Source organism: Microcoleus sp. POL10_C6 (assembly GCF_036701585.1).
In the GTDB taxonomy this organism is placed as follows: Bacteria; Cyanobacteriota; Cyanobacteriia; order Cyanobacteriales; family Microcoleaceae; genus Microcoleus.
Genome location: NZ_JAUBRB010000048.1, coordinates 1 through 22,594, shown reverse-complemented (window position 1 = coordinate 22,594; position 22,594 = coordinate 1). Strand labels below are relative to the sequence as shown.

Sequence of the window (22,594 nt, the reverse complement as noted above, 5' to 3'; positions counted from 1 at the left end):
GGATTTTTAAGTTATTTTTTTCATACCCTGATTAAGCAACGCCAGTAGCAGATGTTCCCTCACCGCATCAGACACAGTGTTATCACGGCTGCACTGGACGCAACAGAGGGGAATGTGCGGAAGGTTCAGAAACTCAGCACGCATAGGTTCCTGCGTCGAATGTCCGCTTCCTCATTACAAGACAAATTTCACAAAAAATGGATGACCTAGCTTTTTCACTTGATTTAGATCGCCCCAGCTATCGCCCCCACTCTTGCTATAAAAGTTGGCTCCCGAGCAACCGTTGTCTATTGAAGATAACTTCCCCCAATTGCTAGCAGTTGGGCACTGGTAAGTCAAATTTATTACTCTCCCTTGAGCCGAATATTTTGCCCAACCCTCTGAACCATTGGTTCCCGGATAATCTTGCAGCCAAAACCTTCCCTGTTCTCCGCGACTTATCTTTTGAGGAGGAGTAACTATATAATGTCCGTGTTTTGGTTCTTTTTCATATTCAAGTAAGTCCAGATCGCAGTTGCCTTGAGTGTTATCGATAATTAAATAACAAGAGTAATCAAATGGCGCAGCTACTTTAGTTTCTTCAGCCTCAGCCGCTTGAATAGTGTAGACTTCTCCCTCCTTGACTACTTGGAAAACCGCAGCATGGCAATCATCCGTATCAACGATAAGGAAAGTAGGATGCTTTTTAGAGAGGTCACATTTTGAAGGACAATTGAAGCCTGTATTAAAATACTTGATTAAAGAATCCTTCAGTCCAGAAATAGGCTTGTGGGTGTGTCCCATAATAACTAGCTCTGCCCCCACTTCAAAGGCTAGCTTTTGCGCGAACCAGCCCATAAAAGTCCCATTTAAATCGGCTATAGCCGATTTAGACGTAGTAATTCTATCTGATTTGCTTTGCCATTCAGACCACAAATTGCGATAAATATTTTTAGCTTCTTTGATGCTAGTTTCTGTGTTGTTTGCCATCCGAATAGGGTGTGTTTCTTCTAGCCCGGTCAATGTGACTATATAGTTGAGAACTGTTTCAGCTACGGAATCATTAACTGAATTTACAAGATTGTATAGGCAAATGCCATTCGGTTCGCCAGAAGCATCTAAGTCAGCCACGGTTTTACCAGGTTCAATATCCCGTTGCCACTTATAAGCCATAGCGCGGGTAATAAATTGACCTAATGGCAATGGTTTAAGTGAATTGTTACTATTATTGTAAGGAGCATTAAACATCGTGTAGAGATGCCCGTGCGTGCAAACAATCCTGTGGTTTCCGTTGCCTAAAGGGTAGTAAATGTCATCAGGCGATAATGTAATTTTGTAGCCATTTGGATTTGGAATATTGTCCAAGTCACTTTGTGTAATGGTCATGTCGTGATTGCCACGCACATAGGTGATTTTCCCCTCCAGTGCAGTTAAAACCTCACTTAACTTGCCACTAGAACTAAAAATCTTTGGGTTGGCAGCCATAATCTCATCAAAACTAGGGGGCTGTTCGTCAGGCGGATAAGTCCAAAAATCCACGATATCGCCCAGAAGAATTAGTTCTCGAATTGATTGAGAATTTTCGATGACCCAATCTAGAACAGCTATTAAATACTTCTCGTGAATACCCTTTTGATACCATACTGTAGGCGCATTCGTTCCAATGTGAATGTCGCTTAATATGACTATTTTAGTCTTTGACATAGTTTTTACCTTGTTTACCCTATCAGTTGGGTTGCCCATCCACTTTATGCAGCAACCATAAAGAAAATCTCCAGACTCCTGTCACTGCTGCCAAATTATTTGACCATATCTCACGATCGCTCTCTGCCTTCTGAAAAAATAAATGCGTGAGAATTCAATTTTTTATCCTCAACCTGGTAATGATGCAATACTTGCTGACAGAGGCAATACTTTTTCTCAATTAGTTGGGAACCAGCTAACTGTCTTCTATCTTTCGATATATCAACTATATTTCTGTTCCGATAGACAAACTCTATTTCTTTAGATAGATGCTTGTCAAGGGGGTCTTACCCCGTTTTTTTGGTTATTTATATTAAGAAAATCTACAGCCTGTAAAAATTTAACGCCTATTCGCAAACAATGCCGTCTGAAGCGAATGAGCGATCGCAATCTTACTCTATAACTGTCACAATCTTGGAAATTTAACGAGTTTGCGCCATTTCAAGCAACGAAAAGTCGAGGTTCGATCCTTGGAAAGACAGCTATAGGGTAATCTGTCATCTCCTTAAAAACCGCTTGTAAGAATGCCCCTCTAGCAATCTTTTCGCTTAGGCGGCTTTACGTTTTATCGTTATACGGGTACGAAGCGATCGCTTATTTTCTGAAGTAAAAACGCCAGTTCCAGAATTCGGCGTGCATTTTTCAAGCGCCCTCCTGACGGCCGGCACCCCAACTTTTGCCCTAAACGGGTATCCCCAAATCTTGCTTAAGTCAGGAAACGTTGATTTTTTCTATCCTTTTTCTGGTTCTTCATGCAAACTTTATGTTCTTGCCATTGACAGGCATTTATCTATAGAGGTAGATTAAGTATGTCTTTAGGCAGGTGACAAAAATGAAGCTGTTAAAAACTAGCGACCTACATAGGGAACCGAGGGTGCACAGGTTTACTTGCGAAAAAGACAGCGGCGTTGCTGCATCTTGGCTTCGAGAACGGGCGATCGCACATTCGCGATCGATCGCACCTACCATCCGGCTCTCGAACGCTTGCTCCCGCCTTTCCAATAGTGGCTTGATACAGAAATTGGTGTCCTATTATTAGAACGAGTTTGCCCGAAAATATTTGACGCTGAAAATGCGCTGCAAATTATGCCCCATAAAATTTCCTGCGCTCTCCATCTAAAAAAATTAAAAGACAGGAAAATTTTAGGAATTTCTCTAATGTTCAAGAAAGCGCAAGCGTCCCATTTTTGTAAATCCCTTTCGTAGTAAAAGAGCATTCGCATTACAAATCATTGGGTTTGACCAATAGATAATTCGCCAGGACGGAACACTTCTGCCAAGGCGATCGCTTGCCGTGCCTGAATTCCAGAACCTATGCTTTTTCTTGTAATTTTTCGGCACCGACAGCCCCAGAAGGCGATAATCTGACCGCCATTTCTTGCGCCCGATTAACTAACAACATCTTAGGAACACTTAATGACTCAAAATACATCAGGTTCCGTAAATACCACGGAAAAAGAACCGATCACTATTATCGGTATGGGTTGCCGCTTTCCGGGCGGCGCCAACAGCCCAGAAGCTTTCCGGAAACTACTTCACACACGAGTTTCATGGCTGATGGCAAGGGTTATTGCGATCGTGACGGTTGGACTCGTCGCACCGTCTACCTTTCGAGCGGCAGAACACAGTTTTTCCGATAATGTTTCTACCGGGTTTCGTGGCGGTAATGCGCTCAAAGCTTTGCATAAATTCTTTGCAATTACTATGATTTGCATTGCTTTAGTTTTCGGGATGGCAGTCACTCCGGCTGAAGCATCGAGAGTGTATGTTCGGAACGAAGCCCACTCGCCAGAAGCCCAGGAGGATATTAAATCACTCAAGATTGCGCTGGCTAAGATGCGTCAGATGGACTGTAGCAATCCCTTGAGTTGGTATTACCAGGGTGCAATTCATTGGGTGCCGACGGGCGATTATGAAATGAAGTACCTGGAAAGCAATCCGCTGTGTCCTTCTTACACTAAAAGCCATCAAGATCGTCTAATTGCTTGGGACAACTGCACCCACTACGCACACGGAGAAAGAACGGAGGTATCCGATGACAACTTCCTAGTCTGGCACCGACTCTACCTTTATCATTTCGAGAATATTGTGCGCGCGCTTTCGGGAGATAAGAACTTTGCTCTACCGTATTGGAGGTATGTAAGCCTGGGTTCGACCGATAAGAATCCAGGAGATATCTTTCTCACCATGCCGGAAGCCTTCAGACTTCCCGCTGATGATAGCAATAGTCTCTTTGAGGACGGACGGTTTAGTAAATTGCTGAACGGTGAAAAGATCGAAGCGGGCTTTGCAGGGAAGCACTTGTATAACGAGGTGGAGGGTCTCATAAGAACGCCTGACTTTAAAGAGTTCAATAATATAATCAAAGACGAGCTTCATGGATCCATGCATGACTACATCGGTGGTGGCGATGGAAAGTATGCCGACCCACACAATAAATTCAACAAGATATTCAATGGGGTGTTTAATGGCAATGCCAAAACTCCCGAATGGGGCGACGGCTTGATGGCTGATGTTATAAGTGCTGGTTTCGATCCAATCTTTTGGATGCACCACGGCAATATAGATCGCCTATGGGATCAGTGGACAAATTCTGACAATGGAAATTTCGTCACGAAAGGTAACTTACACATAGATGGTCAAGACGACTGGGAATACACATTTTTCGACCCTAAAGTCGAATCTGATGGCACGATTGGCTGGACTAAAGTTAAGTACACCTTAAACGATGTAATTAAGAAGGTTTACAACCTGGGCTACCAGTATGACGATACGCCTATAGTTCTGCCCCCATCAAAGGGATTGCTGGCAGAGGTTAGCAAACCATCAGCTCCCAAGCTGCTTGCTTCAGAAAAAGTTGACAGTGTTGTTAGCAGCGATCGCCCCATCGACTTAAAGTTACCTCTGAAGACTGAGATAGCAACAGAGCTGGGACATCTGAGAGCTAACACCTCAACTCCTACAGATCCCAAGGGCTACACATTAAAAGTTGATGTCACTTATACTGGCAGACCCTACGGCAGTTACGATGTGTTTCTGAATCTCCCTAATAAAGATTCAAAGACTAATGAAGATTCAAAGAGTGACATCGATACTTACTACGCGGGTTCAATTTCTTTCTTTGTGATTCCGAGTCCTGAACCCGTCACCAAGACTTTCCAATTCGACGTTACAGATGAATTGCTCCTCCAGTTAGAGAAGCTGGGTGAGGCAATGGATAGTACAAATCTATTGATATCGATTCAGAAGGCAAGCGGTCCAAAAGATGAGTCCCTGAAAATTGAACGGGTTTCGCTTTACGCCTACTAACTGATAGGGCGATTGAATAGCTAAAATGAAGCTCAATTTTTTGAGATTTAAAATCATAAAATTTTGTCTTCATATTTAGCGATTTCAATCGTCACTTATATAGCCACGTCAAGAGGATGCTTAATTTACCCCCAGTCGGAGGCAAAAATATCGCGATCGCGCTTAGCCTAGAATCTTAACTATCCATTGGCAAACTCGTCTTCCTAATGTAGCTCCAATTGGGAGAAGCGATCGCCCACTAGCTACATATCAAAATACCGACAGCTAGGAAGCGATCGCCCCTCTATCTTTCTTTAAATTGATACAACTTTGAAGAACTAGCACTACTTCTAACGGAAAACTTAATGACTCAAAATACATCAGAAAACATGAATAACTCGCAAAAAGAACCGATCGCTATTATCGGTATGGGTTGCCGCTTCCCTGGCGGTGCCAACAGCCCCGAAGCCTTCTGGAAACTGCTGCGAGATGGCGTAGACGCTATTACCGAGGTGCCAGAAGATCGCTGGAACTTAGATAATTTCTATGACCCGGAGGGGACAAAACCGGGCAAAATCAGAACTCGCTGGGGCGGTTTTGTAGATAAAATCGACGAATTTGATGCGGAATTTTTCGGGATTTCTCCGCGAGAGGCTTCTTGCATGGACCCGCAGCAACGGTTGCTGCTGGAGGTAGCCTGGGAAGCGCTGGAAGATGGGGGGCAGGTGCCGGAAAATCTGGCCGGGTCAAAAACAGGAGTATTTATTGGCATATCGAGCAGCGATTACCACGACATTCAGTTAAGTGTGAGCGATCGCGACTCGATTAACGCTTACACAAATTTAGGTGGCGTTCACTGTGTCACAGCCAATCGCATCTCCTATATTTTGAACTTCAAAGGGCCGAGTATGGCCGTTGACACCGCCTGCTCCTCTGCGCTGGTTGCTGTCCATCTGGCAAGTCAAAGTATCTGGAATGGAGAGTCGGCGCTGGCAATCGCAGGCGGCGTAAATGCCATACTCAAACCAGAAGTGACCATAGGATTCTCGAAGGCATCTATGCTTTCTCCCGATGGGCGTTGCAAAACCTTTGACGAGCGAGCTAACGGTTATGTCCGCGCTGAAGGAGCCGGTATCGTTGTCTTGAAACCTTTATCCCAAGCGCTTGCAGACAAAGATCCGATTTATGCGGTTATCCGAGGTAGCGCAATCAACCAGGACGGTCAAACCAATGGGATCACAGTTCCCAGCGGAATGGCTCAAGAGGCCGCTGTCCGGGAAGCCTGCAAACTTGCAGGCATTTCACCAGAGCAAATACAGTATGTGGAGGCTCACGGCACCGGCACGTCTGTAGGCGATCCGATTGAAGCCAACGCGCTGGGAAATGCCATCGGGAAAAATCGGTCTGCTGGAGACTACTGCACTGTCGGTTCGGTAAAGAGCAATATCGGACATTTGGAATCAGCGTCAGGTGTTGCTGGATTAATCAAACTAGCTCTAGCTCTAAAGCACCGGCAGATTCCGCCCTCTCTGCATTTTGAAACCCCAAATCCCAACATTCCATTTGAGGAATTGCGGTTGCGCGTGCCGACTGCCCTAGAACCTTGGCCTAATGGTAAAGGGCCGCGTCTTGCCGGCATCAATTCTTTTGGATTTGGCGGCACTAATGCCCATGTAGTGGTCGCAGAAGCCCCTGAAAATGCTGGAGGCGGAATTTCTCCCAACTCCCAAATTCCAAGTTTTAAATCTTTTTTATTGCCCCTGTCAGCTCGCTCTGAAGAAGCACTTAAGGCATTAGCAGCGGCTTACAAAAACTTTTTAATCACTGAAAATTCCTCACTCTCCGACATCTGCTACACTGCTAGCCTGCGCCGAGGGAATCACGACTACCGGCTGGCAGTAGCGGGGAATTCCAAAGAAGAACTTACAGAAAACCTGTCAGCGTTTTTAGCAGGAGAAACCCGCACCGGGATGTCTTCCGGTCGCTCATTTCCAGACTCCGAACCCAAACTGGCTTTCATGTTTTCAGGCATGGGACAGCAATGGTGGGCGATGGGGCGGACGTTGCTGTCAGAAGAACCCGTATTCCGAGGAACTATTCAACGGTGCGACGAATTGCTGCGGCAATATGCTGATTGGTCGCTATTGGAAGAACTGATGGCATCCGAGGAAAACTCTCGCATCAACTCTACCCAAATTGCTCAGTGTGCGATTTTTTCTGTGCAAGTCGCACTCGCTGCTTTATGGCGCAGTTGGGGCATTATCCCTGAAGCAATTGTCGGTCACAGTGTCGGCGAAGTGGCAGCCGCCCACGTTGCTGGAGTTTTGAGTCTAGAAGATGCCATTAGCGTGATTTTCCACCGCAGCCGATTGCAAGCAAAAACGGCGGGACAAGGAAAAATGCTAGCCGTCGGGCTGTCTTTAGAAGAAGCTCAGCAGGTTCTAGTCGGATACGAAGATCGCCTTTCTATCGCAGCTATCAACAGCCCACAAGGTCTAACTCTAGCTGGAGAAACTCTCGCTCTAGAAGAAATTGCCAAATCTCTAGAACTGAAAGAAATTTTCTGCCGGTTCCTGCAAGTGGAAGTGCCTTATCACAGTCCCTTAATGGAGCCTTTGAAAGCAGAACTAGCAGAGTGCCTGCAAGGAATTAACCCTCAATCCGCTACTATTCCTCTATTCTCCACCGTCACTGGCCAGCAGGTTGAAGGGCCAGAAATTGATGGGGTCTACTGGGGGCAAAACATGAGGAATCCGGTGCTGTTTGTCACAGCAGTCGAGGGACTGATGAGAGCCCAGTATGACGTATTCCTAGAAATTAGCGCTCATCCAGTCCTGACCAGTTACATCTCTGAGTGCGCTGCCAAACAAGGCAAAACAGTAGCGGCACTGCCTTCGCTGCGGCGCAAAGAACCGGAACAGATTGTGATGTTGGGATCGTTTGGCAAGCTCTACACGCTGGGATATCCGGTAGACTGGCACCGGCTCTATTCAGAAGGTCAGTTTGTTCGCCTGCCTTCCTATCCCTGGCAGCGAGAACGCTATTGGAACGAATCAGAAGAATCGCAACAAGCTCGGCTGGGACAAACCTATCAGCGAACCTTGCTGGGAGTGCCGGTTCACCCGCTGCTGGGAAGCCGTCTAGAATCGCCCCAGCCGCAGTGGAATGCAACGATAGACTTGCACCGCCTCTCTTATCTAGAAGACCATCGCGTTCAGGGAGCCGTGGTATATCCGGGAGCCGCTTATATAGAAATGGCGCTGGCTGCTGCCAAAGAAATTTTCGGTGAAGGGTCTTATGTTTTAGAAGACCTTGAATTTCACAAGGCGCTGTTTTTAGCAGATGAACCGTCAACACTTCAGTTGAGTGTCGATCGCCAGGGTCAAACCTCTTTCAACATTCACAGTCAAGTCAAGGGTAAGGAATCGTTGTGGGTGCAACACGCAACTGGCAACTTGCAAAGGCTACAGAATGGCCACGCTCCCAAGTCGGTTGTGTTGGATGAGATTCGCAGCCGGTGTACTGGCGAAATTTCCAAGAGCGATCTCTATCAGCAGTTCCAGGAAATGGGACTGGAATATGGCCCGAATTTCCAAGGAATCGAGCAACTCTGGTGTGCTGACTCTGAAGCGATCGCGCTACTAAAAATTCCTAAAGGTTTAGAGAAAGAAGTCAAAGACTACCAATTGTACCCGGTTCTTTTGGATGCTTGCTTTCAGGCTTTTATCAGCACTTTGTCAGAAAAGCAAACTTACCTGCCGGTTCAGATAAAACGACTTCGCGTTTATAGTCCTCCCGGAGTTCAAGTGTGGAGTTACGCCCGTCTGGTGGAGCAGAACCAGCATCGGATTAAGGGAGACATTCAACTGCTAGATGAATCTGGCAACGTACTGGTAGAAATTCAGGGGCTCTGCTGCAAGTCCCTGGGATCTACAAACGAGGTGATTTCAGAAAAAGAGGATTATCTCTACCAATACCAATGGGAATTGAAAGCACGCCCTGGAACCACGCGCTTGAGCCAGCCTGCTGATTATCTGCCCTCTCCCCAGCTTCTGGCCCATAGCTTGCAAAACGAAGCGGCTCACTTGAGCGTACAATTAGGCCGTCCGCATTACTACTCGACGGTAGGGCCGCTCTTAGACCTTTTGTGTGCCGGTTACGTCTGGAAAGCCCTCGAAAAGCTCGGCTTTGAGCCTCAATTGCTGACTCGCATAAGCGCGGAAACACTTGCTGAGCAACTGGGCGTGATATCCCAGCACCGCCGCCTATTGGGTCGAATGTTAGAAATTCTGCACGAAGATGGCGTTCTGCGTCGGGTAGAGGACGAGTGGGAGGTCTGCCAGATTCCAGAATACAAAGAACCGCAAGAAACTTGGAAAGAACTTTTGGCGAGATTTCCTGCCTATCAAGCCGAGCTAATGCTAGGGCGTTGTTGCGAGCAATTGGCAGAAGTGTTGCGCGGAGAAGTCGATCCGCTGCAACTAATTTTCCCGGAAGGTTCGATGACAACATCGGAGCATCTGTACCAAGACTCGCCGAGTTTCCGTATTTATAACCTGCTAGTTCAGAAGGCGATACGGGCGGCACTGGAGCGTTTACCGTCAGGGCGAAAAGTGCGGATATTGGAAATTGGTGCGGGGACGGGATCTATGACATCCTATGTACTACCCGTGCTTTCAGCAAAGCAGACCGAATATGTCTTTACCGATATTACCCAAGTATTCGCCACCACAGCCCAGCAGAAATTTAGCAATTATCCGTTCATTGAGTACCGAGTTTTGGATATTGAAGCCGACCCGGTTTCTCAAGGATTTGACCCCCATTCTTTCGATCTAATTGTGGCATCAAATGTATTGCACGCCACCCGCGAGCTACGCTCCACTTTGGAGAATGTTAAACAGCTTCTAGCATCTGAGGGGTTACTGGTGGTGCTGGAAATAACAAAGGCTCCCCGTTTAGCGGATCTGAGCTTCGGAATGCTCAAGGGCTGGTGGCTGTTTTCCGATCTGGACTTACGACCGTCACACCCGCTCCTTTCCTGGCAAAAATGGCAAAATTTACTGGCGGATGTCGGGTTTCTTGAAGTAGCTGGCATTTCAGATAACGACGCGAGTGAGTCTGCGAGTAATGTGATTTTGGCTCAAGGCCCTCAAGTTCAGCTAGAAACTAAAACCGAGTCCGCCGTTACTGCTAAATCTTTACAGCCGGGAAGCTGGCTGATTTTTGCCGATCGCTCCTTAGTTGGGCAGCAGTTGGCAGTCGCACTCAAAGAACGCTTAGAGACTCCTATTCTCATCAAGCCTGGAGATAGCTTCAAGCGTCTTGATGCTGGTTTTTTCCAAATCCGCCCAGACAGTCCAGAAGATATGCAGCAACTTCTGGAGACTGTGAGTGCCTCTGAGCCTGCCTGTCGCGGGATAGTTCACCTGTGGAGTCTAGACATAACTCCAACCGAGGAAACTACAATTGCTTCTCTGGAAGAAGCGCAGACACTGGGAATCTTGAGCGTTTTGCACCTGGTTCAGGTGTTGGAGCGAGTGGGGAGTTCCCCTCGTCTTGTACTGGTCACCAAAGGAGCGCAGGCGGTAGGAGAATCAGTCAAATCCGTTTCGGTGGCTCAGTCTCCTTTGTGGGGTTTGGGTCGGGTGATCAATAATGAATTTCCTAATCTCCAGTGTACGAAGGTAGATATCAGCCTTGCTGACTCTCCCGCAGAGATTCTGTCGCTTTTTGCTCAATTGTGGTCAGACGAGCAAGAAGATGAAATCGCCCTGCGGGGAGAAGCGCGGTATGTCCATCGCCTGATCTCGGTGTCGCCCGCAGATATTGCTACAGAAAAGAAAAAGGCTGTAACTGCTTCTTCTCAACCGTTCCATTTAGAAATCTCCAAACCTGGAATTTTAGACAACCTGACCTTGCGGGCGATTGAACGCCAAAACCCCGGGCCGGGAGAGGTTGAGATTCAGGTTTGTGCGGCAGGTCTCAACTTCAAAGATGTCATGGCAGCAATGGGGATGCTATCAGATGAAGCTTTAGAGGGGGGCTACTCAGGGCGATCGCTTGGCTTAGAGTGTGCTGGCATTATTACTGCTATTGGCTCGGGCGTTGAAGGGTTTGAGATAGGCGAGGAAGCGATCGCCTGCGCCCCTCACAGTTTGAGCAGTCATGCGATCGCAGATGCTCGCTTGGTAGTACACAAGCCCGCACATATCAGTTTTGAAGAAGCGGCCACGATTCCCGCCGTTTTCCTCACGGCTTACTACGCTCTGCACGAATTGGGGCGAATCCGTAAGGGGGAACGGGTTCTCATTCACGCTGCCGCAGGCGGTGTGGGTCTGGCCGCCATCCAACTGGCACAAAAAGCCGGTGCGGAGATTTTTGCCACAGCCGGCAGTCGGGAAAAACGGGAATTTCTCAAAGCGCTTGGCGTCCATCACGTCATGGATTCCCGCTCCACCGCGTTTGCTGATGAAGTAATGCAACTCACCGGGGGCAAAGGAGTTGATATTGTCCTCAATTCTTTGGCGGGAGAAGCAATTCCTCTAAGCATCTCTGTACTCGCACCCTACGGACGTTTTATCGAAATCGGCAAGCAGGATATTTACGGAAACAGCAAACTGGGGCTGGGACCTTTTCGGAATAATCTGTCGTTTTTCGCTGTGGACGTAGACCGTATGTTCCGCGATCGCCCTGATTTTTCCGGGGAGCTATTCCGGGAATTAATGAAACACTTTGAGGAACAAACTCTGCATCCGCTCCCCCACCGAGTCTTTCCAATCTTCAAGGTGCGAGATGCCTTCCGCTACATGGCGAGGGCATTGCACATTGGCAAAATTGTGCTGTCTTTGCAAGACCCAGATGTAGTGGTAGCTCCCGCAACAGACGCAACACAGGAGAAAGTGACATTTCGCGCTGATGGAACTTACTTGATTACTGGCGGACTCGGTGGGTTTAGTTTAGCCGTAGCTCAGTGGTTGGTGAAAAACGGTGCTAAACACCTAGTTTTGATGGGACGCAGCGGTGTCGCCTCACCAGCCGCCCAGTCAGCCGTAAAAACCCTGGAGGCAGCGGGCGCGAACGTGGTAGTTGCTAAAGCAGACGTGAGCCAAGCTCTTCAAGTGACTGATGTGCTGGCTGACATTAAGAAGTCTATGCCTCCGTTACGAGGGATTATTCACGCTGCAATGGTTCTAGACGATGGTGTTCTGCTGCAACTCAACCGCGAACGCTTCTTCAAAGTAATGGCTCCCAAGGTTATCGGAGCCTGGAACCTGCATACGCAGACCTTGGATGCGCCGCTAGATTTTTTGATGCTATTCTCCTCTTTGGCTTCAACTTGGGGAAATCCAGGACAAGGGAATTATGTCGCTGCCAATGCTTTTCTGGATGCGCTGGCGCACCACCGCCGCGCTATGGGACTTCCAGCCCTGACTGTTAACTGGGGAGTCATTGGCGATGTTGGTTTCGTTGCTCGCCAAGGTGAAGTAGGGGAACATTTGCAGCGGATTGGAGCTAAATTGCTGCCATCGGAGCAAGCGCTCACAATGCTGGGAGAATTACTCCATGTTGAGGCAGTCCAGACAACCGTGGCACCGGTGAACTGGCAGCGGTGGTGTCAGGTTCACGCAGCGGGCGCATCAGAGCGATTCTCTTATCTGAGAGGGGGAGAATCTATTTCTGAAGAACCTGGTTCCTCCAGCAATAAAGGAGATTCCTTCTACAACACCCTCATGGAAAGCGAACCGGCAGATCGCCAACATTTATTGGAGTCTCGTCTGTGCGAACAAGTTGCCCGTATCTTGGGAACTTCTGCCGCCAAGCTGGACAACTCCAAACCGCTGACCAATTTGGGACTTGACTCTTTGATGGCAGTGGAGCTGAGTAACCGCATCAAGAGCGATCTGAAAGTGGACGTGCCCACAATGAAACTCATGCGGGGTCCGAGCATTTCTCAACTCGCAGAGCAATTGCTGGAGCAATTGCTGGGGCAATTGGCATTGACGCAGATAATCATGTCAGTGCCCCCATCTTCTGAACTCAATGAGGACGAGGAAGAGGAAATGGAGCTGTAAAATTGCCTCCGGTTAATTAAGACTTTGAACAGCTCCCCAATCCTTGGGAGGAGCTGTGCCTATAAATTGTTAACAAACTGCACGCATTCTATGAAATTTAATCAGTTTGTCGATGAACTCTCCCAACAAGGTGTAAAAGTGTGGACTGAGGGAGAGCAGTTGCGCGTTCGCGCCCCCAAAGGAGTTCTGACCCCGGAGCTGCGCGATCTAATGGCTGAGTACAAGGCAGAACTGCTTGCGTTGGTGCAACATAGCAACGCGATCGCAATTGAGAGTGAACTCCTCTTTATACCTGTCTCGCGAGAAGAGGAATTGCCTCTGTCTTTTGGCCAAGAGCGATTCTGGTTTTTGAACAAATTCGATCCAACTAACCCTTTTTACAGCGAATTAGTAGCCTTGCGTCTCAAAGGATACCTGAACGCGAAAATACTAGAGCAAAGTATAAACGAAATTATTCGCCGTCACGAAGTATTGCGTACCACGTTTAGGGAAGTTGACGGACAACCGATTCAGGTTGTCGCCTCAACCCTGAAGCTGACAATGCCCCTCAAAGACTTGCAGCAGCTTCCGAATGACGAACGAGAGATTGAAATCCAACGATTAGCCACCGAGCTAATTCAGCGTCCCTTCGACTTAGCGACAGATCCCTTATTGCGTGTCCTGCTGTTGCAGCTAGAGGAAACTGAACACATATTTATAATTAATGTACATCATATTGTTTTTGATGGTTGGTCGGGCGGTATATTTTCCCAAGAGTTAGCAACACTCTACGACGCCTTTTGTCGTAACAATCCTTCACCGCTACCGGAACTGACCCTACAGTATGCCGACTTCGCCCACTGGCAGCGGCGGTGGTTGCAGGGACTGACACGATCGTCCTACTTAGCTTACTGGAAAGAAAAACTCCAAGGCGCTCCCTCAATGTTGGAACTGCCGACGGATCGACCGAGACCTCCTGTTCAAACTTTCCGGGGGGCGCATCAATCCATGCCCCTCTCAAAAGAGCTGAGTGAGGCACTTGCCAACTTGAGCAAACGGGAAAACGTCAGCCTGTTTATGACGCTCCTGGCAGCATTCCAAATATTGCTATACCGCTATACAGGGCAGGCAGACATCTGCACTGGCACGCCGATTGCTAACCGCAATCGCCTTGAAATTGAAGGATTGATTGGATTTTTTGTCAACACGCTCGTATTGCGAACTGACCTCAGCGGGAACCCCAGCTTCTTAGAATTACTGTTGCGAGTGCGGGAAGTGGCGCTGGGTGCTTACGCTTATCAGGAGCTGCCCTTTGAACAGTTGGTAGAAGAATTGCAGCCAGCGCGTTCCTTAAGTCATACGCCTTTGTTTTCGGTGATGTTCGTATTCCACAATGTTCCCTTGATTCCCTCAGAACTTCCCGGGTTAACTGTCAGTCCGTGTTGGGTGGAAACCTGCACAGCGAAGTTAGACTTAACCTTATCTTTTGAAAACACCGACCGAGGGTTAATCGGGTTATGGGAATATAACACCGATTTATTTGATGCAACCACGATCGCTCGCATGGCGGGGAATTTTCAAACTCTGCTAGAGGGGATTGTTGCCAACCCCGATCGAAGGCTGTCAGAGTTGCCCCTGCTCACTGCTACCGAAAGACATCAGTTGCTAGTGGAATGGAACAACACAAAAACCGAGTATCCCTGCGATCAATGCGTCCACCAGCTATTTGAAGCCCAGGTAGAGCGATCGCCTGACGCTGTGGCAGTGGTGTTTGAAGACAAGCAACTCACCTACCGCGAGTTGAACGCAAAATCCAATCAACTAGCACACCACCTGCAAAAATTGGGTGTGGAACCAGAAATGCTGGTCGGAATTTGTGTAGAGCGATCGCTAGAGATGGTCGTAGGACTCCTAGGCATTCTCAAGGCTGGTGGGGCTTATTTGCCGTTAGACCCATCGTATCCCCAGGAGCGTCTCGCCTTCATGCTGGAAGACGCCCAGGTGTCGGTGCTATTAACCCAACAGAAGCTAGTCGCCGGTCTTCCTGAGTACAGAGGGCACCGTTTCTGCTTGGACACCGAGTGGGAAGTCCTCGCCCAAGAAAGCGAGGAAAAACCCGTCAGCAACGTGACGACCGATAACCTGGCCTACACAATCTACACCTCGGGTTCTACAGGGAAACCCAAAGGAGTGCTGGTAACCCATCAAAACCTAGTCCACTCCACCAGTGCTCGTATTTCTTATTACAGCGAACCTGTGACCAGTTTCTTATTACTTTCGTCGTTTGCCTTTGACAGTTCGATCGCGGGCATCTTTTGGACATTATGCCAGGGAGGCATACTTGTACTACCACCAGCAAAGTTCCAACAAGAGCTATTACAGCTTACAAAGTTAATTGCTCAACATCATATATCGCATTTATTGAGTCTTCCATCTCTCTATAACGTGATTTTGGAGCAAGCGGAACCACAACAGCTCACTTGTCTTCGTACTGTTATTGTGGCAGGCGAACCGTGTTCCAGAGAGTTGGTTGAAGACAATAGCAAGCTGCTGGCGCACACATCTTTGTTCAACGAATACGGTCCAACAGAAGGAACGGTCTGGAGTAGTGTATATCATTGTCAGTCTTCAGGACTCAGAACACAGGTTCCGATTGGTCGCCCTATTGCCAATATGCAGATCTTTCTGCTGGACAAATATTTGAATCCTGTTCCTATTGGTGTACCGGGCGAGATTCACATCGGCGGCGCAGGCATCGCCAGAGGCTACCTCAACCGCCCGGAGTTAACCAACCAGAAGTTCATCCCCAACCCCTTTAGCGATGAACCTGGGCAACGCCTTTATAAAACTGGCGACTTAGCCCGCTACCTAAGCGACGGCAACATTGAGTTTCTCGGTCGCATTGACAACCAGGTAAAAATTCGCGGCTTCCGCATCGAACTCGGAGAAATCGAATCCTTGCTGGCGCAACATCCCGATGTGAACTCAGCAGTCATTATTGTCAGGGAAGACACTCCGGGGGACAAGCGCCTCGTAGCTTATGTCGTCTCCAAGCTCATTCCAGATCGCATCCCTTATCAGAGTGAATGCCAACTAGAACTAGACGGCAACGCGATCGCACTCCACACAGCGGATATCTCCACCGGTGGCGTTGGTCTGGCGGGGGTGCCAGCTATCGATGAAGGTACAAGCGTCCGCCTGCACCTGCAACTGCCTGAAGAGAGCTTCCCGCGCTGGCTTTCAGGGACAATAGTTTGGTCGCGTCCCCCACACGCTGGGGTTCGCTTTCATCTTACGCCCAACGAACAGGCATTAGTTGACCAAACTGTATCACATCTGTTGGAAACTCAAGGCTTGTGGAAAACTTTGCAGCGCACCGTGACTCGCAACCTGCGGGACTACTTAAAACAAAAGCTGCCCGAATATATGATACCGAGCGCTTTTGTAATGATGAATGCGCTGCCACTGACACCTAATGGCAAGGTAGATCGGCGCTCCCTCCCGTCACTGAATACATCCCATCTCAGTCTAGAAACCACCAGCGTCGCACCTCGCAGCAACCTGGAAATGCAACTGGTACAAATCTGGGAAAATGTTCTAAATGTCTATCCCGTTGGAGTCCGGGACTGTTTCTTTGAACGCGGCGGTCATTCTCTTTTAGCTGTCCGCCTGATGGCTCAGATTCAGCAGCAGTTCGGAAAATATCTGCCCCTGGCAAGCCTTTTCCAGAACTCCACAATCGAACACCAGGCAAGTCTTCTGCTCCAGCAAACGGATTCTGTGCCATTCTCTCCCTTGGTAGCGATTCAGCCCGCTGGGACTCAGCCACCTTTCTTCTGCGTCCACCCCGTTGGTGGCAACGTCCTCTGCTATTTCGAGCTCGCCCGTCATCTGGGGAAGGAGCAACCCTTTTACGGCTTGCAATCCGCCGGTTTAAATGGCGAACAGGAACCCAAAACCAGTATTGAGGATATGGCTGCTCACTATATTGAAGCCCTACAAGCCATTCAACCTTCTGGGCCTTACTATCTGGGAGGCTGGTCTTTGGGCGGCATTGTCGCTTTTGAGATGGCACAGCAGTTGTGCTTTCAGGGAGAAGAAGTCGCTCTCCTAGCCTTAATAGACAGCTATACACCGGCTGCTATTAACTGGTATGAGGAGATGGATGAGGCTTCGCTGTTAGTTCATCTTGCCAGGGATATGGGGGGTCTGTTCGGTAAGGAGCTGCCTCTATCCGCTGATGAATTGCGAGAACTCCCACCAGAGGAGCAATTGAACTACATCCTAGAGCGCTCTAAAAATCTCAATATTTTGCCGCCCGAAGTCAGCTATGAACAAATGCACCACTTGATGCGGGTTTTCCAAGCTAACAGGGAAGCCATGTTGAGCTACATTCCCCAGCCCTATCCCGGCAAAATTGCCCTCTTGTCTGCTAGCGAGAAACCGCTGCAAGTCAAGCTTGACCCAACCCACGGCTGGGGTGAATTAGCAACTCACGGCTTATTAGATATCCAGCCAATTCCAGGCGATCACTATGCCATTCTCCGAGCCCCCCACGTTCAGCTTTTAGCTCAACAGCTAGCAACTAACCTCAAAGCAGAGAATTAATAAGATGGCAAAACGCCCTGTAGCTCAAGGAATGCGGATTTTCCTCCTCATCTGGTTCGGACAGCTTGTCTCTCTCATGGGGTCGGGTCTGACGAGCTTTGCCCTTGGGGTCTGGGTCTATGAACGCACCGGTTCAGTCACTCAGTTCGCTCTCATTTCTGTGTTTGCTAGGCTACCGGCGATCTTACTCTTTCCCTTCGCCGGTGCCCTGATAGACCGATGGAACCGCCGCTGGGCCATGATTCTGAGTGATTCGGGTGCCGGTTTGAGTACAGTAGCCGTCGCCCTTCTCCTGGTTACAGGTCGCTTGGAAATCTGGCATATATACCTAGCAGTCGCGGTCAGTTCTGCCTTTAGCGCTTTTCAATGGCCAGCCTATAGCGCCGCCACCACCCTACTGGTTCCCAAACAGCATCTGGGTCGCGCCAGCGGGATGATTCAGCTAGGAGAAGCCGCCGCCCAGTTCCTCGCGCCGATGCTGGCGGCTGGACTACTGAGTGTCATACAACTTGAGGGTATTATCCTCACCGACTTCGCGACCTTCCTGTTTTCCCTAGTAACCCTGCTGAACATCCGCTTCCCTGATGCCAAGACCCATACTGTCAGGAAAGCCGGGAATCTGAGTCTGCTGCGAGAAATGGCTTACGGTTGGACTTACATCACCGCCCGCCCAGGACTGCTGGGGCTGCTGATTTTCATAGCTGTCAGCAATTTCGCGATCGGCATCGCTCAGGTGTTGTTCGCACCGCTAATTCTAGCTTTCGCATCAGTCGCTGTGCTGGGCACTGTGCAGTCCATTGCTTGCAGCGGTATGGTGGTCGGGAGCATTCTGATGAGCGTTTGGGGAGGCCCGAAACGCCGTATGTACGGGGTATTCGGTTTTGAGCTGCTGCTCGGTCTAGGCATTTTCTTCCTGGGAGTGCGGGCTTCGATTCCCCTGATTGCGATCGCGGGGTTTGGTGCCTATTTCAGCGCCGCATTTTTCCTGGGCTCGGGCCAAGCAATTTTGCAGACCAAAGTCGCACCCGAGGTGCAGGGAAGAGTGTTTGCAGTTCGACGGGCGATCGGTGGGTCATCCCTACCGCTTGGTTATCTCGCTGCTGGCCCTCTAGCCGATCGCATCTTTGAACCCTTAATGGCTGCCAACGGTTTGTTAGCAGGAAGCATCGGACAAATCATCGGCGTTGGCACAGGTCGTGGTATTGGTCTGCTGTTGGCGATCGCAGGAGTGATGGTCATGCTAGTAACGGTTGCAGGTTACCAGTATCCTCGCTTGCGGCTACTGGAAGATGAACTGCCGGATGTTATTGCTGGTGAACCTGCTGCCAAAACTCAATAAGGGCATGGGAAAGAATAATCCCACCAATTACCTTTTTCCCAATGCCATGTATGCCCCATTCCTAATCCCCAGACGTTTAATCTAGAGTTAGATAAACTTGTGGAAATATTCGACTCAACGGTAACAGAAAGTGAGGAGCCGTTCTCCGCGATCGGTGAGGTGCGTGAAGCAAAGCTATCCCGTAGGGAATCGCCTTTTGGAGTTGAGTCGCCTTCTGGGGCTGCATTCCCTCTCGCTCTGCAAGACAATTGCGATATCGAGGCGAGTCAAGATCGGCATCGGGACGGACACTCTCTCCCAATTGTCTTTTCAGACGCGGCTTTAAAGGCGCTACAAGAAGATGTGGTGAGGTTGGAGAAGTCAATCGTACAGCTAAAACAGCTCAAACAGGAAGCTCAAAAGCAGCATCTGAAAGAGAGAATGCAACATTTGGAGGAGCAGGCAGAGCGCATAAACGCCCTGGCGGAGCTGTTAGCGACAGAGATGGTCAAGTTTCAGGAAATGGCTCAACAGGTTAACCGAGACTGCCACGTTATTCACTCCCCAGAAAATCAAGGAATTTCCCTTTCTGTCGCTCAACAAAATTCAACGCGATCGGATCGGGTGTGGGAAGTTCAAGATATCACTGTCCCTACGGTAGTCAAACGCGGTTTTCAGTTTGTCTTGACGCCCATAAAGGTGGAAAAGCCACGTAGCGAGGAAGCGGATGCCACACAGCGGGCTGCAAAAGCACAACAGCGTCGAAAAGCGTTAGAGGGCTGGTTAGAGGCGCGGCGGCAACGGATTATTGATAATTTTTCCGGTTTGTGATAATAGAATTTTGGTAGATTTTGCCCTAGCAGTCGATCGCCCTATTTCTTTGCTTGGCGCGAGCTGGATTTGCTCCCACGGCCCATTAGCAAAGCGCCGAATTGCCTCAAATAACTTTTGATTTGTTGCGATTCGACGCTAGAAGTCAATTTGCTTTCATACCCCACGACTTAAACACAGTTTTGTTACTCCAGAAATCCCACAATTTCAACAACTGGTTTAGCTTTCCGATGATTCTGCCAAAGACTGCACAAAAAGAAAGTCACTCTCACTCAGCGGTGGGACGGGCTGTACGGAATAATCGATTGCCAAATCTAGAGCCGCTTCCTGATAAACCTGTTCCAAAATCTCAGCTAAATTCACAACAGGTTCTTCATCTGGTGGCTGCAAAGGAAACAAGAATTGGGGAATCGGTTCGGTTACATTAAACGGGTAAAGTTCAGCTTCAGGACGGAGATTAGCCCGACTGACTAGAATGCGGTAGTCCGTGAGAATCCCTTCTGTCATTGGCATAAAGTTTCCGGTTCTCAGCAAATCGATTTCAACTAAATGAGTAGCACTGTCCAGAATTTTTTGTCGCTTGGTGAGGTACTTATCTCGACCTTCACCGACTCGTTTATTCTTGGGTGAGAGAACTTCTACAACCGTTACCACCCTCCCAGTCTTGACCTCTCGAATCTCTAGGTAGCGTTCTGTGATTTCTTCAGTCAGGGGCAATGTTACTCGAATTGGTTGAGTTAAAACCCCAGTTGTTACGCGGTTCGTGGCTGGCGAATCAGAGGGGTTTTGTTGAAAAACCGAGGCATCTGGAATACCGACCAGTAGAGAATCCATGTAAACCCGTTTCTCTACAGCAGCTCGGTATTTGGGTATGAGTGAGGGATTAAGCGATCGGGCCAACTCGATAATCAGCCAGGAGTGAACTTCTGACCACAAAGTAGGATTTTCAAGATAAGGATTCATTCCTGGAAAATGCAGTTTCATAGGAATATCTCTGTTCTGTACAAAACTCATTATGACATAATTGTTGATTGGCTGCACTAATAACTCTTACATACTTAGAGTTTGGTCGATCAAAAAATCCCACAGTTCTCAAAGTTACAGAACTGTGAAAAAACCAATTATAATTACAAATCCTGTTGCTGGATAAATCTTAGAAGTTCTCACAATCCCTACAACAATAACAGTTCGCTCGCTCGTCGATAGCAATATGAATACCGATGTTCGCTTTAAATTAAACGGTGTTGAAGTAGGAATAGATACAACGATCACTAATATCAATTATATGGATTTGAAAGAATTTGTGAAGTTTCTCAAGTACGAAACTGACCTGAACAGATTCTTTGATTCGACTGCCGGGTATTGTATCACTAACCGAGTGCTTCCCACTGAATACGAAGTGCATAAAATCAAAATTGCTTTGGCAGTAAGTGACCAGATAGAAGGTCAGCGCCCGCAAAGCACCGACAAAATCTATCTGGCAGCATATCAAATTTCAGAATCTGTTTAGTTAAACCATGACCTCTCATCCTACTGAGAGGTCAAACTCAACCTTAACCTAAAACCAATGGCAAGAGATTTAAGTGCTTACAATGTACCAGAAAAACCCTGCTACACCAGCCCCTTTGGTGGTAAAAACCCAATTCCTCTAGCGCCCGATCAACTCACATATTATTACGATCAACTCCTCAATGGCGGCTCCCAGCACTTATGCCATAGCGCAGAACACACTATTTGCCGAGGCGGACGAACTATCCAACTCCGATGGTTTTGTTCGATTGGTATCATTGAAAAACCCACCGATGAAGCTTTCAATCAAGCTGTTGCAGAAGTTGAATCAAGGAAAAACGATGGAAACACTAGAAACGATGGAGAAACAGAAAACATCTCAGAAACACATTGATTTGTTTCTGAAACCTAAAGATTGTTTCTTCTTGTACAATCCCTCTCTTTGGTGTCCGGGATGGGCGATTGGTCAAATTGAGCTGCCGATTCCTACTAGCTATTCCCGTTGCTTGACTTTGGTTCGTGATGCTGAAGGTGGCTGTCATTGGGTTTCTGCTAATAAAGTTGCCATTCGAGGCGGGAATCATCGTCAAACTCATCTTTTTGAAACTTACTCAGCAAATGCTTTCGATTGGGCGAAAATCAACAGTTTTAAGCCAATTGCTTGGTGATTCTATGGAAACCTTAAAAATTACTCAAGAACACATTACTTGGTTTCCAGAACCAAAAGACTGTTTCTTTCACTATGGAAACGTTTGGTGTCCGGGTTGGGCTGTTGGTGCAATTGAATTACCGATCGTTCCCTGCTATTCCCGTGCCTTTACCTTAGTTCGAGATTGCAGTGGCGAAAGTCATTGGTTTCCTGCCAACAAGGTTTTGTTGCGCGGTGACAGTCACTTATTCGACAGTTACATCGGAAATACTTTCGATTGGACAAGAATTCACACTTTCAAGCCTCTTGTTTCCTAAGTTCTTACCTGACAGCAGCGGTTTACCAGTTCGCTACTGGTTTTTTTATGCTCAATTCCCCCGTTCCCAACACTAATGCTGATGCTCTTTTTTCGATTCAGCACAGATTTGTTATCTGTTACGCATATTATTCGATCAGTGCTGCTACCGAATCGGGTACTATCTTGGGTAGTAATAAATATGTAGTGAAATTTAATTACAGTAATTGAATACATAGGATACTTGGGTGCATCTCACTTTTGCGAATGTGTCAAAAAAGAGTTAAAATGAAAAAGCTAGTAAAATTGTCAAATAAAGATGA

Annotated in this window: 11 protein-coding genes; 9 read left to right on the top strand and 2 right to left on the bottom strand. The window is 48.1% G+C overall.

Translation table 11 applies throughout. The features are described 5' to 3' along the window. Positions 1-174 precede the first annotated feature (174 nt). Positions 175-1,683: a metallophosphoesterase gene (locus QUA34_RS22565; RefSeq protein ID WP_333389293.1), complete on the bottom strand. Its 1,509-nt coding sequence runs from the start codon at positions 1,681-1,683 to the stop codon at positions 175-177. 871 nt (positions 1,684-2,554) lie between these two features. On the opposite strand from QUA34_RS22565, the gene QUA34_RS22560 reads away from it, so the two are divergent. The 6 genes from QUA34_RS22560 (at position 2,555) to QUA34_RS22535 (ending at position 19,818) form a co-directional block, all read left to right on the top strand. Then, positions 2,555-2,761 carry a hypothetical protein gene (locus tag QUA34_RS22560; protein WP_333389292.1) on the top strand — a complete coding sequence of 69 codons (207 nt, stop codon included), beginning with the start codon at positions 2,555-2,557 and terminating at the stop codon, positions 2,759-2,761. Positions 2,762-3,138: 377 nt separating this feature from the next. Beyond that, on the top strand, positions 3,139-5,031 hold the full coding sequence (locus tag QUA34_RS22555; RefSeq protein WP_333389291.1) for a tyrosinase family protein: 1,893 nt from the start codon (positions 3,139-3,141) through the stop codon (positions 5,029-5,031). A gap of 344 nt (positions 5,032-5,375) precedes the next feature. Next, positions 5,376-13,082 carry an SDR family NAD(P)-dependent oxidoreductase gene (locus tag QUA34_RS22550; RefSeq protein WP_333389290.1) on the top strand — a complete coding sequence of 2,569 codons (7,707 nt, stop codon included), beginning with the start codon at positions 5,376-5,378 and terminating at the stop codon, positions 13,080-13,082. Between the two features lie 90 nt (positions 13,083-13,172). Next, a complete protein-coding gene (locus tag QUA34_RS22545) occupies positions 13,173-17,669 on the top strand; it encodes an amino acid adenylation domain-containing protein (RefSeq protein WP_333389289.1) in 4,497 nt (1,498 codons plus the stop codon). A gap of 4 nt (positions 17,670-17,673) precedes the next feature. Continuing rightward, positions 17,674-19,008 carry an MFS transporter gene (locus tag QUA34_RS22540; protein ID WP_333389288.1) on the top strand — a complete coding sequence of 445 codons (1,335 nt, stop codon included), beginning with the start codon at positions 17,674-17,676 and terminating at the stop codon, positions 19,006-19,008. A 99-nt stretch (positions 19,009-19,107) separates the two neighbouring features. After that, entirely contained in the window at positions 19,108-19,818 is a 711-nt protein-coding gene (locus QUA34_RS22535; protein WP_333389287.1) for a hypothetical protein, read from the top strand. Between the two features lie 219 nt (positions 19,819-20,037). On the opposite strand, the gene QUA34_RS22530 is transcribed toward QUA34_RS22535, so the two are convergent. Next, positions 20,038-20,802, bottom strand: a complete 765-nt coding sequence (locus tag QUA34_RS22530; RefSeq protein ID WP_333389286.1) for a DUF4058 family protein — start codon at positions 20,800-20,802, stop codon at positions 20,038-20,040. Positions 20,803-21,028: 226 nt separating this feature from the next. Between QUA34_RS22530 and QUA34_RS22525 the strand changes: the two genes are divergently transcribed. From QUA34_RS22525 to QUA34_RS22515, 3 genes are all read left to right on the top strand, one after another. Beyond that, complete coding sequence (locus QUA34_RS22525) at positions 21,029-21,328, top strand: hypothetical protein (protein ID WP_333389285.1); 300 nt, start codon at positions 21,029-21,031, stop codon at positions 21,326-21,328. Between the two features lie 292 nt (positions 21,329-21,620). Continuing rightward, a complete protein-coding gene (locus tag QUA34_RS22520) occupies positions 21,621-21,995 on the top strand; it encodes a hypothetical protein (protein ID WP_333389284.1) in 375 nt (124 codons plus the stop codon). A gap of 4 nt (positions 21,996-21,999) precedes the next feature. Then, positions 22,000-22,293 carry a hypothetical protein gene (locus QUA34_RS22515; protein ID WP_333389283.1) on the top strand — a complete coding sequence of 98 codons (294 nt, stop codon included), beginning with the start codon at positions 22,000-22,002 and terminating at the stop codon, positions 22,291-22,293. The last annotated feature ends 301 nt before the right edge of the window (positions 22,294-22,594 follow it).

What these genes read in the sequence shown, in the direction of transcription:
- QUA34_RS22525 (WP_333389285.1), top strand. Translation starts at nt 21,029, where the DNA reads ATGAATACCGATGTTCGCTTTAAATTAAACGGTGTTGAAGTAGGAATA.
- QUA34_RS22545 (WP_333389289.1), top strand. Translation starts at nt 13,173, where the DNA reads ATGAAATTTAATCAGTTTGTCGATGAACTCTCCCAACAAGGTGTAAAA.
- QUA34_RS22520 (WP_333389284.1), top strand. Translation starts at nt 21,621, where the DNA reads ATGAAGCTTTCAATCAAGCTGTTGCAGAAGTTGAATCAAGGAAAAACG.
- QUA34_RS22540 (WP_333389288.1), top strand. Translation starts at nt 17,674, where the DNA reads ATGGCAAAACGCCCTGTAGCTCAAGGAATGCGGATTTTCCTCCTCATC.
- QUA34_RS22560 (WP_333389292.1), top strand. Translation starts at nt 2,555, where the DNA reads ATGAAGCTGTTAAAAACTAGCGACCTACATAGGGAACCGAGGGTGCAC.
- QUA34_RS22555 (WP_333389291.1), top strand. Translation starts at nt 3,139, where the DNA reads ATGACTCAAAATACATCAGGTTCCGTAAATACCACGGAAAAAGAACCG.
- QUA34_RS22530 (WP_333389286.1), bottom strand. Translation starts at nt 20,802, where the DNA reads ATGAAACTGCATTTTCCAGGAATGAATCCTTATCTTGAAAATCCTACT.
- QUA34_RS22515 (WP_333389283.1), top strand. Translation starts at nt 22,000, where the DNA reads ATGGAAACCTTAAAAATTACTCAAGAACACATTACTTGGTTTCCAGAA.
- QUA34_RS22565 (WP_333389293.1), bottom strand. Translation starts at nt 1,683, where the DNA reads ATGTCAAAGACTAAAATAGTCATATTAAGCGACATTCACATTGGAACG.
- QUA34_RS22550 (WP_333389290.1), top strand. Translation starts at nt 5,376, where the DNA reads ATGACTCAAAATACATCAGAAAACATGAATAACTCGCAAAAAGAACCG.